Source organism: Schleiferilactobacillus harbinensis DSM 16991 (assembly GCF_000425885.1).
Lineage (GTDB): Bacteria > Bacillota > Bacilli > Lactobacillales > Lactobacillaceae > Schleiferilactobacillus > Schleiferilactobacillus harbinensis.
Genome location: NZ_AUEH01000008.1, coordinates 25,654 through 42,406, shown reverse-complemented (window position 1 = coordinate 42,406; position 16,753 = coordinate 25,654). Strand labels below are relative to the sequence as shown.

The following is a 16,753-nucleotide window of genomic DNA, read 5'->3' as shown; positions in this document are numbered from 1 at the left end:
GTCAGTGTAGCACGATTGGCCATTTATGTAAACGATAACACTGTTCTTTCTCGGTAAACTGATATACCACCAATCACCAGCAGATTCCAATATGTAAACGATTGACATATTCATAAAAACAGGTATTATAGGAAACGGTTACAAAACAGCGACCGTATTTTTCCGAAGGGGGAACCAATAATGAAGCAGGTCCGGCAGTTATTAGCCATTATCATGCTCAGTGTCGCCAGCATTATTTTGTTAAGTGCCTGTGGCACCAATCAAGAAAGCAGCGGGGGTAAGGACATCACGATCAACATCTTGCAAGGCAAGGTGGAAAATAATACCCAGTTCAAGCAGATCGCGGCCCAATATGAGAAATCACACCCGCACATCAAAGTCGTCATTACTTCCGTGGGCGGCGGTACCGACTATCTCAGCACCCTGAAGACCCGGATGTCCGCCGGCGATGAACCAACGATCTTCTCCGTCGCCGGACCGGCCGAAGTATCGCAGTTCCGGACCAAAATCACGGACGTATCCGACACTAAGGCGGCCAAATTAGCCTTGCCGGGCACCCTGGATGCTGTGAAGGAAGGCAATAAAGTTCTCGGCCTTCCTTTCAACTTGGAAGGTTACGGTTTTGTTTATAATAAGAAGATTTTCCGCGAAGCCGGCATTGATGCGGCGAAGCTCACCACTTACGACAAGCTGCTGGCCGCAGTGAAAACGTTGAACGCCCAGAAGAAACAACTCGGGCTCAAAGGCGTCTTCTCCCTGCCCGGTCAAGAGACTTGGGTCATGACGAACCATCTGGGCAACGTCTTCATTGCGCCGGATTTCAACGGCAACGTCAAGACTGCTTATACCAGCAAGAAGCTGCCCTTCACCCGAGAGAAAGAATACAAGCGGATGCTGGATCTGGAAAACGACTATTCCGCCGGCAATGTCATGCAGACAGACTATTCACAGCAAGTATCGCAATACTTCGGCTTAGGTCAGGTCGCCATGATTCAGCAGGGGGACTGGATCTATCAGACCGTCGCCCAAATCGATAAGAAATTCGCGGCAGACGGCATCGGCATGATCCCGATTCCCGTCGACGGCTACGCCGGCAAAATGCCGGTGGGCGTCCCGAACTACTGGGCCGTGAACAGCACCCGGCCAAAGAAAGAACAGCAAGCCGCTAAGTATTTCTTAGACTGGCTGTACACCACCGCGCAGGGAAAGAAAGACGTTGTCGATCTGTTGCACTTCGTTCCTGCCTATAAGGGCTTCAGCGGCATGAAGATGCAGGACCCGCTGTCTGAAGCGGTCTTCCAGCATACCCAAACGAAGCAAACAACCGGCTGGGTCTTTGCCGGCTATCCCGTTTCCTGGGAAGCAGACAATCTCGGCCCGGACGTCCAGAAATATCTCTCGAAAGTCATGTCTTGGAACGATCTGGTCACCGATGCGAAACAAGCATGGGCGAACCTGCAGTCCACGAAGTAGGGGGTTAGAAAAATGTTGAAAACAAAAAGCAAAGCCTATTGGTTGTTTCTCGCACCGGCCTTGATCGGCCTCCTCTTGGTGGTCATTGTACCGATGCTGCTGGGGTTGTTTTACTCCTTCACGGATTGGAACGGCTTGTTTTTCACCAAGTCGGTGGGGTTCTCGAATTATGTGGCCGCCTTCCGTGATTCCGGCTTTCTCAACGCCTTCTGGTTCACTGTGAAATACGCCATTGTTGTTATTATCTCGGTGAACGTTATCGGGCTGGGGCTGGCTATGCTAGTGACCCAGCGGATGAAAGGGGCTAATGCCCTCCGGACGATTTTCTTCATGCCGAACCTGATTGGCGGTTTGATTCTCGGGTTCATCTGGCAATTCATCTTTGTCCGGGTTTTCGCGGCAATTGGTACGGCATTACACATCAGTGCCTTGACCGGTTGGCTGTCAAATCCCCAAACCGGCTTCTGGGGCCTGGTCATCCTGACCATCTGGCAGATGTCCGGCTATATCATGCTGATCTACATTGCCTACTTGGAGGGCATTCCCCAGGAAATCCTGGAAGCAGCAGAAATTGACGGCACCACGCCTTGGCAGCGATTCCGCTACATCACCTTCCCAATGGTCGCACCGGCTTTCACCGTCAGTCTGTTTCTCACTTTGTCCAACAGCTTCAAGATTTACGATCAAAACCTGTCCTTAACGAACGGCGGTCCGTACCTGTCGACCCAAATGTTATCGATGAACATTGTGCGGACTGCGTTCACAAACAACAAGCTGGCCTATGGGGAAGCCAAAGCCATTATCTTCTTCCTGGTCGTCGCGGCGATTTCGCTATTGCAAGTCTACTTTAGTCGTAAACGGGAGGCGCACTTATCATGAGTAAACGGGTTAAAAAATGGTTATTGGGAATCCTCGGCCTCGTTTTGGGTCTGTTGTGGCTGTTCCCGTTCTATCTGATCCTGACCAACAGTATGAAGACGCCCAAGGGGATTTTTTCCAGCGTTATCGGCCTGCCGGTCAACGGTACTTTCAGCAACTATACGCAAGCCTGGGCGGCATTGGATTTCATCCGCTCTTTGTTTAACTCCTTGACGATCACCATCGTCTCGGTCGTCTTGATCTGTCTGGCTAGTTCCATGGCGGCTTACGCCATTCAACGGAACCACAGCAAAGTATCGAACGTGATCCTGATGCTGTTTGTCGCCGCCATGCTGATTCCCTTCCAGTCCGTCATGATTCCGTTAACGACGATCTTTGGGAAGGCACAAATGCTGAACATCCCTGGCTTGATCTTCATGTATCTAGGCTTTGGGGCCAGCCTGTCGATTTTCCTCTACCAAGGGGCGATTGCTGGGATTCCTGAAGCCCTGGATGAAGCCGCGACTCTAGAAGGGGCCGGCCACGGCCGGATCTTCTTCACGATCATCTTGCCGATGCTGAATCCCATGACCGTTACGGTCGCCATCCTCAACATTGTTTGGATCTGGAACGACTATCTGCTGCCGAGTTTGGTGCTGCCCCAGAGCGGCTACACCATCCCGCTGCAAACATTCTTCTTCTTTGGTCAGTTCACGAAGCAATGGAACCTAGCACTGGCTGGGTTGATGCTCGGCATCCTGCCCGTCATCATCTTCTACTTCTTCGCCCAACGCTGGATCATCAAGGGTGTCACAGACGGTTCGGTAAAGTAGTGAAAGGAGCTTCCCCATGTTGTCTTTTCTGAAACGCGATAGCACCTTGATGATTGCTCTGGATTGGCTGGCTCAGCTGGTCCTGATCAACCTGCATTGGCTGAGCATCAGTGGTGTGTTCTGGCTGCTATTGGCGGTGCAAGTGTTCCTGACGGTGCCCCAAGCGGTGCTGATATCGCCGTTAGCGGCCGCCGCGGCGTTTGCCCTGCTATTGCCAGCCACTGCAGCCATGTTCCAAGATATTCACGCTTGGCAGGACAAAGAGCCCTTGCGCTGGCGGATATTTTGGCAAAACTGGCGTGCGGCGCTGCGAACCCATTGGCGCTTTAATCTCCTTGGCGCCGCCGTCATGACGATCCTGCCGCTTTACTGGCGTTTGCTGGCGAACATCGTTTTTGCTAGGGCCCTTATTCTTGGCATCCTGGTCACCGTTCTTGCAGCCACCCTCAATTTGTGGGTGCGCGGCTGGCACACGCCAATGCGTGGCTGGGCCATTGGCCGCAGCCTGCTCAGTGCCGCCGCCGTCCTGGTAATCTTCGGCCTGACGTTCCAGTTAAAGTGGGGCTTCGTATTTTTACTGATGGGCGGCAGTCTCAGCGCCCTCGTGAGTTATTATCTACTAGAAAGAAGGAATCCCGAGTGACACAGTGGTGGCAAGAAGCCGTTGGTTACCAGATCTACCCGAAGAGTTTTTTAGACAGCAACAGTGATGGCATCGGCGATATCGCCGGTATTGAGCAGAAAGTCGACTATCTCAAACAGCTTGGTGTGGGGTTCGTTTGGCTCTCTCCCTTCTACCCCTCCCCCAACGTGGATAACGGGTACGATATCAGCGACTATCAAAATGTCGATCCCGCTTACGGCGATCTGCCCAGTCTGCTGGCGTTGTTCGCCAAGCTGCATGCGGCGGGCATTAAGGTGATCATCGATTTGGTGGTGAACCATACCAGTGATCAGCATCATTGGTTCCAGGAGGCCCGTTCTTCCCGGACCAATCCGTACCACGACTGGTATATCTGGAAACCAGGGAAAAACGGCCAAGTACCTAATAATTGGCAGAGTATTTTTAAAGGGCCGGCTTGGACCTATAATGCTGCCACTGATGAGTATTACATGCACACCTTCGCGTCCGCCCAACCGGACTTGAATTGGGAAAATCCAAAAGTGCGCGCGGCCGTGTACAAGATGATCCGCTGGTGGCTGGATCAGGGCATTGACGGCTTCCGCATTGATGCCATTGGCCATATCAAAAAGCTGCAGACCTTTGCGGATGTGGCTCAGAGCGACGAGGCCTACACCAACGTGCACGGGCTTTTCGACTACTTAAAAGAATTACGGGATATCTTCCGCGAATATCCGATCATGACCGTCGGCGAAGCAGGCGAAGTGACGCCAACCGAGGCCTTGCCTTGGGTGAACTTCCAGACGGGTTTTATGAACATGATTTTCACTGGCGACCATATTAACTTTTGGGAATCCGATGGTGCATCGTCCTTAACGGTGCCGAAACTGGCCCATGCACTGACGAAGTGGCAAGAACAGTTGGCCGGCAAAGCCTGGAACGCGCTGTTCGTGGAAAATCACGATTTACCCCGCGCAATCAACGTGTATGGCGATCCGGTGCACTACCGGACCCGATCGGCGAAGGCCATCGCGCTGATGTATTTCTTGCTGCAAGGCACGCCGTACATCTATCAGGGCCAGGAACTGGGGATGACCAACTATCCGTGGCGGTCCGTCGACCAGATGAACGATTTAGCCGCGAAACAGGAGTATGCCTTCCGTCTCCACGAAGGCCAAACGGCGACTGCCGCGCTGCAAGCGGTCAGCGACCATTCCCGGGACAATGCCCGGACACCTATGCAGTGGACTGCGACTGGCGGCTTCACGGCTGGCCGGCCATGGCTGCCGGTGAATAAAAACACGGTCGATGTGAACGTGGCTGCCGAAATGGCGGATTCGAATTCGGTCTGGCATTTCTATCAGCAATTAATTGCCTTGCGGGCCGGCCATGCAGCGTTGATCACTGGTGACTACCGGCCCGTCTTGATTGACGATGACCAGATCTTCGCGTATCGCCGCGTGGGCGCCGCTGAAGAATTCCTGATCGTCGTTAATCTCAGCGGCCGGACAGCGGCTATGCCGGCGGCAGTGGCCGACTTTAACGGTCAGCGGCTGATGCAAACAACGGCCCTAGGTCAAACAGACGAGCTGCCCCCCTATGGCGGTGCGGTGTATCAACGAGCGAGAAAGGCGAGGGATTAAGTAATGAAAAATGGCGTTATGTTAATTACGTATGCGGACAGTATGGGTGACAACATCCACGAACTGCAAAACGTGCTGGATAAGCATTTCCGCGATGCAGTGGATATGGTCCACCTGCTGCCTTTCTTCCCGTCGTCTGGCGATCGGGGCTTCGCGCCGATTCGGTACGACGAGGTGGACCCGTGGTTGGGCACTTGGGCCGATGTGGAAAAACTGGCGAAACACTATGCGCTGATGACCGACTTTATGGTCAATCACATTTCTAAACACTCGCCCCAATTCCAAGATTGGGTGGCTAAGCACAATGATTCCCAATGGCGGGACTTATTCCTGGACTGGGACAAGTTCTGGCCCGCGGGCCGGCCGACCCAGGCTGATATCGATCTGATCTATAAGCGAAAGGACAAAGCACCCGTGGCCCCGGTGCACTTCGCGGATGGCACCACCGGCCAGGTGTGGAATACCTTCGGCGAAGAGCAGATGGATCTGGACGTGCGCACGGCAACGACCCAGCAGTTCTTTAAGGACACGCTGGAGAATTTGATCAGCCACGGGATGAATATCATCCGACTGGACGCGTTTGCCTATGCGGTGAAGCAGCTGGATACCACCGATTTCTTCGTTGAACCAGGGATTTGGGATTTACTGCAGCAATTGCAGGATGTCGTGAGGCCCCACGGCGTGACGCTGCTGCCAGAGATTCATGAGCATTACACTATCGTTCATAAGCTAGCGGAGCACGGCTATTATTGCTACGACTTCGCCTTGCCGATGATTCTGCTGCACAGTCTGTACCGCGGCGATAGTCAACGGTTGGCTCATTGGCTGAAGATTTCGCCGATGAAGCAGTTTACCACCCTGGATACCCATGACGGCTTAGGTGTGGTGGATGCCAAGGACCTGCTGACGGACGACGAGCTGAACGATACGACCAATGAGTTGTACAAAGTCGGCGCGAACGTGAAGCGGAAGTATTCCAGCGCGGCGTACAACAACTTGGACATTTACCAGATCAACACCACGTACTACTCGGCGCTGGGCGACGACGATGCCGCCTATCTGCTGGCCCGGGCGGTGCAGATGTTTGCGCCGGGGATTCCCCAGGTGTACTACGTCGGCTTGCTGGCGGGCCGGAATGATTTGGCCCTGTTGGAGAAGACTAAGGAAGGCCGGAACATTAATCGGCATTACTACACGGCGGCTGAAGTCGATGAGGAAATGGCGCGGCCGGTGGTGCGGCAGTTGCGGAATCTATTGGTATTCCGGAACAATGAAGATGCCTTTGATTTAGAGGGCAGTATCGATGTTGCGACGCCGAGCGACCATGAGATTACGATTACGCGGAGTAATCGGGATGGCAGTCGGACGGCTAAGCTGGCGGCGGATTTTGCGACGAAGCGGTTTGTGATTACGGTGAATGGTGAAAAGGTCACCTTATAGACTTTCAATAGCCGATAATAAATGGGCAGTCTCCGGCGAGAGGCTGCCCATTTTGCGCGTGTTGAGTCAGTTTCCTAATGATACGTTATTTGTCCATGAACAGCAGGTAGCTGTATAGCGCGCCAAAAAGATTGGCATCATTTTGAAATTTTGCCGTCACGATCTCCGGCCGGGTCAGTGTTTTCTCGATGATCTCATTCTCCTTCAAGAGATCCGAGTAAGCCTGATTGATTTGCGTCACCACAATAGGCTGGGCGCTGATGCCGCCACCAATCACATAGCGGTCTACATCAACAACGGCTTGAATGCTCAGAATCAGTGCAGCAATACGTTGGGCAAACTCTTTGAAAATCGTCCAGGCCGGTTCTTTTTGCGCGTTGACCAATTCAAAGACTGCGTGGCCATCCCCCGGATCAGCGAGCTGCGCCACCGTTCCAATCGTGCGCACCATGCGTACGGCCGAGCCAGTACTGCCGGCCGCTGCTTTGATGAATTGAGGTTCGTCGTAGTGGCTCGACATAAAACTGAACTCGCCGGCTTGTTGGTGACTGCCGTATAGCAATCGGCCATCCAGAATCACCCCGCCACCAATCCCAGTGCCGAGAACAATAGCCGCACCGTTCTGAATGCCCTTCAGATTGCCCAACCAGAGTTCGGCCAGAGCAGCTGCTTTCCCATCATTTTCCACGACAATTGGTCCGTCGAACACGCCTGCCAAGGCCTTACGTAAATCGAGTCCATCTAAGAATGGCAGTGCCCCGCCGAAGTGAATCGTCCTGTGATCGACACCAACCTTCCCAGGGGCCGCAACGGCGACTCCTTTGATCTGATCAGCGTAGCGGTTAACCACTTCTGTTAGCATGGCCATGAACTGGAGCAAGCCACCGTTAGGAGTCGGTTCAGTACCTTTTTCTAGAATTTTTCCTGCCCCGTCCATTAGGGCATATTTAATGTTCGTACCGCCAATATCGATACTGAGATAACGCGTCGCCATGCTTGATCTCCCTTTCACTGGCTCATTTTTTAAGCGTGAGCAGCACGGCTTGATACTTGCCGCGCGGCAGCTTAAACATCGTTCCACTGTCGATTATCCCAGGAAGCGTTTTAATTGTCATGTGCCACGCATCAACAAGTTGGGCGGTATATTCCTTGCCGGCAAGAAGAAAGTCGAAGATCTCGAATTCCGGTTGGTTGTCCCCCAGATAAGCTAAAACATGCTGCTCATCTGCCGACTCACCCACAGCAAGCTCCCAATGCGGACCCTCTGTAGCCATTGGCTTAACATAGTCGAAATGGTTGTCATCCAATAATTGTTTGAAGAAGTTAATCCGCAAATAGCTTTGGCCTCGCAGGACCCCGCCATGCGCCCACCAAATGGACTGGGTCGTATTTGGCCGATCAATATAAGTTTCACCATGGGTGGCATACCCGCCGCGCAGGACGATGCGGTAGAAACTATCCATCATACCCTCCGCTGAATTATCACCCCAGCCGAACTCAATATTGCCTTCGTAGCGGCATTCGTCAATCACGACAGGTTTCTGGTAATCCGCTGCCCACTGGGGAACAAAATACAGATTGTCCGTTTGCACACTGACATGTGTGATCCAAGGCTTAGAATAATCATACCAATTGTTCCGAGTGCCCTTGTGCTGCGGCGGATCGTAAAAATTGTGAATTGACAGCAGATGTGCACTGGGATCCTCTTGATAGACAAATTGACCAATGCCATCCCAAGCAGTCAATGGAATCTGACCGACCAGCGCCATGAGGTCATATTCATTAGCAAGTGACCACCAGACATTCTTCAGACTCGCAAAACGGGCAATAACATAGCGCAAATAGAGTTTGTTGAATTTCTCCCCCATGCGGGCAAAGCCCCAGCTGTCATAGGGATGGAAGAGGATCAAGTCGGCTTGGACGCCGAGATCATCTAGTTCTTGAAGATGCTTCTCCAGTGCTTGGAAATACTCGGGAATGAAGCGGGAAAAGTCAAAACCAATATCTTCTGGCTTCACGTTCCAGGAATCAATATCGAACGTGTCCGAAACCTTCTTGGGCTGGCCGGCATAAGGGTAGAGCGCCGGCTGAGTCGTATTGTAGTTATAATACTTGGGAAAGACAGTCATGCGAATCTTGTTAAACTTGTTTTCCTTCAACGTTTGAATGGTTTGCTCTTGCCATTCTTTTTTCTGGAAGGCCCACGCATAGGCTGTGGTACCAAATGGCATATACGGCGTGCCATCGGCATAGGCAAAATGTGTTTTTCCTTGTACCACTACCGGACCGTGGTTGTCGCCAGCGGCTGCGACACATTCAAAGGTGTCCGTCTGATTATCCAACTCAGCGACATTGGCAATCGTCCGAACTTGCCAAGTGCCTACCATTTGCGGCATGTAACGTACCTTGTACTGCCCGTTGCCGTCGTAGAAACCATGAACGGTGATCGTTCGCTCTTGGTGACTGAATTCAGCCTGCAAGTCAACATCAGTAAATGGATTGCCCTCCGTCGGCCCGGTAAGGGTCAACTCGTACGGCCGCCATTGTTCAACAGTTTTCATATTCATTTCCTCCTCAAGCTTTTGATTGGGATGCTGCTGCTACCCGGTTGCGGCTCAGCAGCATAACACCAAAGGCCACCGCTAACAGAATCATGATGACCGCACAAATTACAAACGAGTCGGAATAACTGGTCATCTGGAATGTCTTGCCCAAGAACGACAGAGTATACGGCGAGAACGACGCACCTAAGTTATTCAAGACCATAGCCAACGAAATAGCAAAGTTCTTAGTAGAATCCGGCACACTATCCATCACAGTACCGTAAACATAAGGAATCAAGATTGCCGTGGATGATACCATAACTGCGGCAATGGTAAAAAACAGCATGCTGGTCGCATGGCTCATCCAGAAGAACCCAACAACACCGATACCGCAGAATACGATGGGGGTGACGTGCTTAAGTACTCGATAAATTGGGCCATAGAGCATCGTAATCAGACTGCCGATAATCCCGGCAACTGCTAGCGAAGTACCTAGCATATTTTGGTTGGCCATGTGCATTTCTTGCAAAGCCAGCCCCGAGTTGGTATACAGCGCCATCATGGCGTTGAAATAAACAAACAGAATCAGCATGCCGGCCAAAACGTAGATTGAAATTTTCTTACTGCCGGCCTTGCCGCTCTGGGTCTCAGCAGTTGATTGCGCCGCAGTCGCAGACGTCTTCGGCTGACGCGGGTAACCAATCAGGAAGATGATGATAACGGGTAACAGAACGAAGTAAACCAAGTACGTGCTCTGCCAGCTAATACCCACCAGCAAGCCGGCGACGAAAGTCGACAAACTGGAACCTAAGGAAGAAATAGCCGATTGCAAGCCCAGCAGATTGCGCTGTTCATCACCGCTGAAGAAATCACCAATCAAGCTGACGGCCAACGACGTATAGATCCCGGTACCTGCACCAAACAGGAACCGAAACACTTCAATTACTGTAAAGTTATCGACGAATGCCGGCCCGACACCACCGATCAGGGCCAAGGCAAGACCAAGTACGACAGTATTGCGCTTGCCAATCAGCTTAACGATCCAAGTACTGGCCAGGACGAAAAGCATGATAGAGAACGATGGAATCGTCACTAATGCCTGAATTGACGTGGTGCTTTGGCCATCAAACGCTTTGGTCATACCGGTCACTGCGACAGAAATTGCACTCGCTGCCTGAAGCATCAGCGATGTGGCTAGGATCCCAACCTTCAAGAGCGTTTTATTAACGACGGGTTTTGAATCACTCATTGTGGAACCTCCTCAATTGATAAACTATGTGTTTCCGCTTTCAACAAATTCAATGTTAGAAGAGATTTCTGAACTCGTCAATACTAATTCACTGAACTAAGCATAAACTAGTGGAAGCATTCATAGCGAGTTCCGTTTAACCAGTCGCGTTGATACTAGCACCTTCTGTGGATTCCACTGGGTTGCCGAAATCTGCTTCTGCAGTTGGTAAGTGGCTTGATTGGCCATTTGCTCCACCGGCACATGAATCGTCGTTAACTCTGGTGTTACCAGAGTGTCTTCATAAATGTCGTCAAACCCCATGATGGCTAAATCTTCCGGCACCCGCATTCCCGCTGCCCGAGCGGCTTTTAGCAGGCGGATTGCAATGTAGTCGTCCTCGCAAAAAATAGCCTCCGGCAGGCTTGCACCAAGCCGTTTCATATCCAATCCTTTAGGATCAGACTCGGTCGGAGAAATAAAATAAAAATGGTCATTACTCACGCGCAGCCCTTGTTTAGCCAGCGTATTGCGGAAGCCTTGCCGGCGGCCGGAAAAGTTAGAAATCATCTTGTCAGAAGCAAAGTAGCCGATGTCTGTATAGCCTTTATCCAAGATGTGCTGCGCAGCGATCCCGCCGCCTTGATAGTTATCCATGGTGACAAAGTCCGCGGTGATGTCTTCATAGTAGGTATCCAAAAATACGACGTGGCGCATCTGCTGCTGAATCAGTTGCACTTGGTCCGCCTTCAAGTCTGTCGCCAGAACCATGGTTCCGCCTAGTTGGTCTTCACTATCTAGCTGTTGCAGCCCTTCGCGCAAGTGTGTGGCATCAATGGTCACTGTATTTAAAGTGCCGCCGAACTCCGCGACATTCGCCGATAACGACGAAATCAAGCTACTGAAAAACGGCAGTGCTCGGTAGTTATCCCGAACCACTGCTGGTGTGGTCACCACCAGAAAAGTCACCGCCCCCAGTAGTCGCTTCGACGGCGTCCGCCGTTTCCGTTGGCGGGTATAGCCGGCTTCTTTCACCACCGCCATAATTTTCTCCCGAGTTTCTTTACTGATCCCATCCCGGCCGTTTAAGGCCAACGAAACAGCCGTCTTTGACACGCCGGCCATTTCCGCAATATCACTCATCTTCAATGCCATGATCGTCCATCTCCTAAATTCAGGCATGTGCTGAATTAGTCCTAAACTAGACTCGGTATTACTAAAACAGTTGCCTTTACTTTTCTAAACAAATACTATCAGTTTTGTAAACTAGAAATCAAGTTTAGGAGGCACCACTTTATGACCGATCAAATCAAAATTGGCTTCGCACCGACGCGCCGGAACATCTTCAGCGCTGATGCAGCCATTGAATACGCTGATAAAACCCGCGCCAAACTCGATGAATTGAAGGTAAACTACGTCGACATCAAAGACGCGAACGCAGACGGCCTGCTGTACGACGATGACGGCATGCATAAAATCGCGGCCAAATTCCAGGCAGCACACATCGATGGCCTGTTCCTGGCCAACGAAAACTTCGGCACTGAGTTTGAATGTGCGCGCCTGGCCAAACAGTTCAACGTGCCGGTCCTGCTGTGGGGCCCGAAAGACGAAGCTCCGGCTGCCGACGGTTCCCGGCTGCGGGATACCCAATGCGGTCTGTTTGCCATTGGTAAAGTGTTGCGGCGCTTCAATGTTCCTTTTACCTATCTGGTTAATGTCGATATTGACGACCCGGAATTCACCCGCGGCGTCGAAGACTTTATCAAAGTTTGCAACATCGTCAAGACCTTCAAGCAAACGCGCATCCTGCAAGTCGGCCCGCGGCCGTTCGATTTTTGGTCCACGATGGTGAACGAGGGTGAACTGCTAGAGAAGTTCAACATTTCTCTCTCCCCCATTCCACTGCCGGAATTAGTCGATGAGATTCATGACTTGCAGGACAAAAAAGATCCGGATATTGCCAAGACTGTGGCGTATCTACGGGAGATCGCTGACGTGCAGATTGCCGATAAAGATCTGAATATGGTAGCGGCCTTGAAAGTCGCCTTGAAGCGCAAAATGGTTCAATACGGCTGCAACGCCGGCGCAATCCAGTGCTGGACAGCCCTTCAGAATGAAATTGGCATTCTGCCCTACGCTTCAGAATCACTGCTGCAGGATGAAGGGATGCCGGTTACCTGTGAAACAGATATTCACGGCGTGATCTCTGAACTCTTAGTTGAAGCCGCCACCATGGGCGAGCACCGCGCCATCTTTGCTGATGTGAACTGCCGCCACCCCGAAAATCCGAATGGTGAGTTGCTGCAGCACTTAGGCGTCTTTCCTTTTTCAACTGCCAAGAACAAGCCGATTCTGCCCAAGTCCCATTTTGTCTTCGATTATCCCGGCTCGGTCGGCTTCGAAGCCCAGGATGGTCACTACACCTTATGCCGCTTTGACGGCGATCACGGCGAGTATTCACTCCTCCTGGGCAACGCGGAGACCAACCCTGGGCCCTATGAGCAGGGCACTTACGTCTGGCTGCAATTCGCCAACCTGAATCGGTTTGAGACCAAACTGGTCTACGGCCCATACATTCACCATATCGCGGCCGTTCGAGACGATGTTGTGCCGGTACTGTATGAAGCCTGCAAGTACTTGAACGTAAAACCGGATTTCTACGACCCTATCGAAGAGGACGTTCAGGCGTACCTGCGCGGCGACATTACTTCGATCATTAAGAAATAGGAGGCATCACTTTGGATATTCAAGCGCTGGAACGCAAAGCAGCCGAGATGCGCAAAACCACCTGGGAAATGATTTATCGGGCACAAAATGGGCACACGGGCTCGGATCTGTCCTGTGCCGACATTCTCGTCGCCCTCTATTACCAGGTACTGCATCAGACCGCTGAATCATTCTCGGATCCTGACCGAGACCGCTATGTGCAATCGAAAGGGCACGCCGTTGAAATCCTGTATAGCGTGCTGGCCGATCGCGGGTATTTTCCAAAAGAAGACTTATTGACATATTCCCAATTTAATTCCCCCTATATCGGTCATCCCACGAATCATATCAACGGTATCGAGTTGAATACCGGCTCCCTGGGGCATGGTTTGGCCCTGAGTGTTGGCATCGCCAAGGCCGGTAAATTGGACGGCAGAGATTACCACGTCTATACCCTGATGGGCGACGGCGAACAAGCGGAAGGCTCCGTCTGGGAAGCGGCGATGGCGGCAGGTAATTTCCACCTGGACAATCTCACCGCCATCATCGACCATAATCGTCTGCAGATTAGCGGCCTGACTGTCAATGTGATGAATAGCGAACCGCTGGCCGACAAATATCGCGCCTTTGGCTTCGACGTCGTTGAAATCGACGGCAACGACATGCGTCAGCTCGTGGATACGCTGCAAACCCGCAATACCCCGGGGCGGCCCAAGCTGATCCTGGCCGATACGATCAAGGGCAAGGACATCAGTTTTGCTGAAAATCGGCCGGAATGGCACCACAAAATTCCGACTCCCGAACAATATCAGCAAGGCTTAGCCGAATTAGATGAACAGATTGGAGGGCTCGTCCATGCCAAATAGTGCGAAAGTCGGCGACATCATTTGTACTGAATTAATTGCCGCCGCCAAAAAAGATCGGAACATTCTCGCCTTAACCACCGATTCCCGCGGGTCAGCGTCGCTCAATCCCTTTGCCCGAGCCTTGCCCGACCAGCTGATTGAGATTGGCATTGCGGAACAAAACTCTGTGACCATTGCGGCCGGTTTGGCCCACAGCGGCAAGCGGCCCTTTGCCTTCTCCCCCGCTGCTTTCCTCACCATGCGCAGTGTGGAACAGGTCAAGGACGACGTGGCGTACTCCAACACGAACGTCAAACTGATGGGCATCTCCGGGGGCAATTCCTATAGCTATTTAGGTAATACCCACCATTCCCTGCAAGACTTGGCGATCACCCGGGCCATTCCGAATTTGGAGGTCTACATGCCGGCGGATCAGTTCCAGGCCCGCGCCTTGATGCACTACCTGGTGCAGTCTGAGCACCCGGCTTACGTGCGCATCGGTAAGCGGGCACTGGCGGATATTTACACCAGTGAAGCCGCGGCCTTCCAAAGGCCTGGACAGGGCAATGTGATTGCTGACCACGGAAATGATATTGCCCTCGTGGCGGCTGGTGAGACGGTGCAAGTTGCCCTGGATACGGCGGCCATCCTCACCCAACAGGGAATTCGGGCCCAAGTCATCGACTTGGTCAGTATTAAGCCATTGGACACTGACCTACTCAACCGGGTAGCGGACCAGACTCACCGGATCGTGACGATTGAAGAACATTCGATTTATGGCGGTTTGGGTTCCGCTGTGGCTGAGGCGCTGGCCCCGCGCGGCGACACCAAGGTCGATATTATCGGTTTCCCAGATGAGCCAGCCATTGCCGGTACCCAGGACGAAGTGTTCAATTACTACGGGATCGATGCTGACGATATTGCTGCCCGCACTGTCCGCCAGCTGACTCACTAACATCAGCAGGACGCGACGGTCGCTGGGAATCAGCGGCCGTTTTTTAGAAAATGAATGAGGTGACCAATAATGGGCAGTTATATGATTGGGCTTGATCAGAGCACCCAAGGGACAAAAGCCATACTGTTCAACGATCTTGGCAATATTGTCTATAAACACGCGCGCAGCCACACCCAACTGATCAACGACCAGGGTTGGGTCAGCCATGATTTGGATGAAATTTATGGCAACGTCATCCAGCTGATCAATGATCTGGTCGAACACAGCCACGTCCCCGTGCGGGATATTGCCGGTGTCGGTATTTCTGTGCAACGGGAAACCGCCGCGGCTTGGGCTCGGGACACCGGGAATTCCCTGGCCAATGCCATTGTGTGGCAGGACGCCCGGGCGGCCGCGATCACGGACCAGCTAACCGATGCCGCCGATAAGGTCAAAGCCAAAACCGGGCTGCCGTTGTCGCCCTATTTCACCGCTGCTAAGTTTGCCTGGCTGCTGCAAAACGTCCCAGCGGTCAAACAAGCAGCGGATACCGGCAACCTATGCCTGGGCACCATGGATTCCTGGCTGCTGTATCGCCTGACCCGCGGCCAGGCTTTCAAGACTGAGCCTTCCAACGCCTCGCGCACACAACTCCTCAACATCCATACGGTGGCTTGGGACGCGCAGCTCTGCCAGCTTTTCGGTGTCCCGCAGGACGCGCTGGCGGCAGTGGTTTCTTCTAATGCCCTGTTTGGCGAAACCACTTTCGACGGGATTTTTCCCCAGCCCATCCCAATCCACTGTATGCTGGGCGACTCGCAAGCAGCCTTGTATGGTCACGGCTGCACCGCGCCTGGCGACGTCAAGGCTACAATCGGCACGGGCTCATCCGTGATGATGAACATCGGCGACCAGCCCATCCAATCGGCTGATGTCGTGGCCTCGATCGGTTGGCGCATCAACGGGCGGACCGCCTACGTCGCCGAGGGCAATATCAACTATGCTGGGGCCGTCATCAAATGGCTGACCGAGGATGTCCAGCTCATTCAGTCGGCGGCCGAGGCTGAACCGCTGGCCCGCCAAGCAGTCGCGGCGGATCAGACCTATCTCATCCCGGCCTTTTCCGGTCTCGGCGCGCCCTACTGGGATGCCACGGCAACGGCGACACTGACGGGGATGACTCGTACCACCGGCCGGGCAGAAATTATCCGCGCCGCCCTGGATTCGATTGCCTACCAAATTAGTGATATCCTGGCGGCAATCGACCAAAAGGCGGGGCAGCCGACAACGCTCAAAGTTGACGGCGGGGTCACGGCGAACAGCTATTTGATGCAATTTCTAAGCAACATTGCCAATGTCACCGTGTCGGTGCCGGACATCGAAGAGTTGAGTGCTTTCGGCGTGGCTTACTGCGCCGGCCGGGCCTTGACGGTGTATGGTCAGCTGAAGCTGAATACCGTGTTGAACTATCACCATTACCAAAATGCCATTGATGATGATCAGCGCCAGAATTTGTTGGCGGGGTGGCATCGGGCAGTTCTGGGAGTCTGCCACGAAGAAGCAGCCCCTAGAAACCACAACAACCGCCACCAGGATAACCTGATGACGGCTGAAAAAAGCTAATAGTG

The 16,753-nt window shown here is 52.7% G+C and carries 14 protein-coding genes; 10 read left to right on the top strand and 4 right to left on the bottom strand.

Going from position 1 to position 16,753, the window contains the following annotated elements; translation table 11 throughout:
• Positions 1 to 180: 180 nt before the first annotated feature.
• Genes H627_RS0103760 through gtfA form a run of 6 tightly spaced genes read left to right on the top strand, consistent with a single transcriptional unit; the run spans position 181 to position 6,869 of the window.
• Complete coding sequence (locus H627_RS0103760; RefSeq protein WP_027827859.1) at positions 181 to 1,473, top strand: ABC transporter substrate-binding protein; 1,293 nt, start codon at positions 181 to 183, stop codon at positions 1,471 to 1,473.
• A gap of 12 nt (positions 1,474 to 1,485) precedes the next feature.
• Complete coding sequence (locus tag H627_RS0103755; RefSeq protein ID WP_373880561.1) at positions 1,486 to 2,352, top strand: carbohydrate ABC transporter permease; 867 nt, start codon at positions 1,486 to 1,488, stop codon at positions 2,350 to 2,352.
• The gene (locus tag H627_RS0103750; protein ID WP_027827857.1) at positions 2,349 to 3,164 is read left to right on the top strand and encodes a carbohydrate ABC transporter permease; all 816 of its coding nucleotides are present in this window, start codon (positions 2,349 to 2,351) and stop codon (positions 3,162 to 3,164) included. The genes H627_RS0103755 and H627_RS0103750 overlap by 4 nt, the downstream gene beginning before the upstream one ends.
• A gap of 16 nt (positions 3,165 to 3,180) precedes the next feature.
• Positions 3,181 to 3,807, top strand: a complete 627-nt coding sequence (locus tag H627_RS0103745; RefSeq protein ID WP_027827856.1) for a hypothetical protein — start codon at positions 3,181 to 3,183, stop codon at positions 3,805 to 3,807.
• On the top strand, positions 3,804 to 5,429 hold the full coding sequence (locus H627_RS0103740) for an alpha-glucosidase (protein ID WP_027827855.1): 1,626 nt from the start codon (positions 3,804 to 3,806) through the stop codon (positions 5,427 to 5,429). Before H627_RS0103745 ends, H627_RS0103740 begins: the two co-directional genes overlap by 4 nt.
• A gap of 3 nt (positions 5,430 to 5,432) precedes the next feature.
• Complete coding sequence (gtfA, locus tag H627_RS0103735; protein ID WP_027827854.1) at positions 5,433 to 6,869, top strand: sucrose phosphorylase; 1,437 nt, start codon at positions 5,433 to 5,435, stop codon at positions 6,867 to 6,869.
• Positions 6,870 to 6,954: 85 nt separating this feature from the next.
• Here gtfA and H627_RS0103730 read toward each other — a convergent pair whose 3' ends face one another.
• The 4 genes from H627_RS0103730 to H627_RS0103715 form a co-directional block, all read right to left on the bottom strand.
• Positions 6,955 to 7,863, bottom strand: a complete 909-nt coding sequence (locus tag H627_RS0103730; RefSeq protein ID WP_027827853.1) for an ROK family protein — start codon at positions 7,861 to 7,863, stop codon at positions 6,955 to 6,957.
• 22 nt (positions 7,864 to 7,885) lie between these two features.
• Positions 7,886 to 9,430 (bottom strand): DUF5060 domain-containing protein, encoded by a 1,545-nt coding sequence (locus tag H627_RS0103725; protein WP_027827852.1) that lies wholly within the window; start codon positions 9,428 to 9,430, stop codon positions 7,886 to 7,888.
• Positions 9,431 to 9,443: 13 nt separating this feature from the next.
• Positions 9,444 to 10,661, bottom strand: coding sequence for an MFS transporter (locus tag H627_RS0103720; RefSeq protein ID WP_027827851.1), 1,218 nt, complete (start codon positions 10,659 to 10,661; stop codon positions 9,444 to 9,446).
• A gap of 120 nt (positions 10,662 to 10,781) precedes the next feature.
• Positions 10,782 to 11,795 (bottom strand): LacI family DNA-binding transcriptional regulator, encoded by a 1,014-nt coding sequence (locus H627_RS0103715; protein ID WP_027827850.1) that lies wholly within the window; start codon positions 11,793 to 11,795, stop codon positions 10,782 to 10,784.
• 141 nt (positions 11,796 to 11,936) lie between these two features.
• Between H627_RS0103715 and H627_RS0103710 the strand changes: the two genes are divergently transcribed.
• The 4 genes from H627_RS0103710 to H627_RS16845 all read left to right on the top strand — a co-directional run bounded on the left by H627_RS0103710 (position 11,937) and on the right by H627_RS16845 (position 16,748).
• Positions 11,937 to 13,367 (top strand): L-fucose/L-arabinose isomerase family protein, encoded by a 1,431-nt coding sequence (locus tag H627_RS0103710; protein WP_027827849.1) that lies wholly within the window; start codon positions 11,937 to 11,939, stop codon positions 13,365 to 13,367.
• Positions 13,368 to 13,378: 11 nt separating this feature from the next.
• Positions 13,379 to 14,212, top strand: a complete 834-nt coding sequence (locus H627_RS0103705; RefSeq protein ID WP_027827848.1) for a transketolase — start codon at positions 13,379 to 13,381, stop codon at positions 14,210 to 14,212.
• Positions 14,202 to 15,146: a transketolase family protein gene (locus tag H627_RS0103700; RefSeq protein ID WP_027827847.1), complete on the top strand. Its 945-nt coding sequence runs from the start codon at positions 14,202 to 14,204 to the stop codon at positions 15,144 to 15,146. Before H627_RS0103705 ends, H627_RS0103700 begins: the two co-directional genes overlap by 11 nt.
• A 69-nt stretch (positions 15,147 to 15,215) precedes the next feature.
• Positions 15,216 to 16,748 carry an FGGY-family carbohydrate kinase gene (locus H627_RS16845; protein WP_081674624.1) on the top strand — a complete coding sequence of 511 codons (1,533 nt, stop codon included), beginning with the start codon at positions 15,216 to 15,218 and terminating at the stop codon, positions 16,746 to 16,748.
• The last annotated feature ends 5 nt before the right edge of the window (positions 16,749 to 16,753 follow it).

Bases quoted from the DNA above. Each gene is read 5' to 3' on its own strand.
- H627_RS0103760 (WP_027827859.1), top strand. From the start codon at position 181: ATGAAGCAGGTCCGGCAGTTATTAGCCATTATCATGCTCAGTGTCGCC.
- H627_RS0103755 (WP_373880561.1), top strand. From the start codon at position 1,486: ATGTTGAAAACAAAAAGCAAAGCCTATTGGTTGTTTCTCGCACCGGCC.
- H627_RS0103750 (WP_027827857.1), top strand. From the start codon at position 2,349: ATGAGTAAACGGGTTAAAAAATGGTTATTGGGAATCCTCGGCCTCGTT.
- H627_RS0103745 (WP_027827856.1), top strand. From the start codon at position 3,181: ATGTTGTCTTTTCTGAAACGCGATAGCACCTTGATGATTGCTCTGGAT.
- gtfA (WP_027827854.1), top strand. From the start codon at position 5,433: ATGAAAAATGGCGTTATGTTAATTACGTATGCGGACAGTATGGGTGAC.
- H627_RS0103730 (WP_027827853.1), bottom strand. From the start codon at position 7,863: ATGGCGACGCGTTATCTCAGTATCGATATTGGCGGTACGAACATTAAA.
- H627_RS0103725 (WP_027827852.1), bottom strand. From the start codon at position 9,430: ATGAAAACTGTTGAACAATGGCGGCCGTACGAGTTGACCCTTACCGGG.
- H627_RS0103720 (WP_027827851.1), bottom strand. From the start codon at position 10,661: ATGAGTGATTCAAAACCCGTCGTTAATAAAACGCTCTTGAAGGTTGGG.
- H627_RS0103715 (WP_027827850.1), bottom strand. From the start codon at position 11,795: ATGGCATTGAAGATGAGTGATATTGCGGAAATGGCCGGCGTGTCAAAG.
- H627_RS0103710 (WP_027827849.1), top strand. From the start codon at position 11,937: ATGACCGATCAAATCAAAATTGGCTTCGCACCGACGCGCCGGAACATC.
- H627_RS0103700 (WP_027827847.1), top strand. From the start codon at position 14,202: ATGCCAAATAGTGCGAAAGTCGGCGACATCATTTGTACTGAATTAATT.
- H627_RS16845 (WP_081674624.1), top strand. From the start codon at position 15,216: ATGGGCAGTTATATGATTGGGCTTGATCAGAGCACCCAAGGGACAAAA.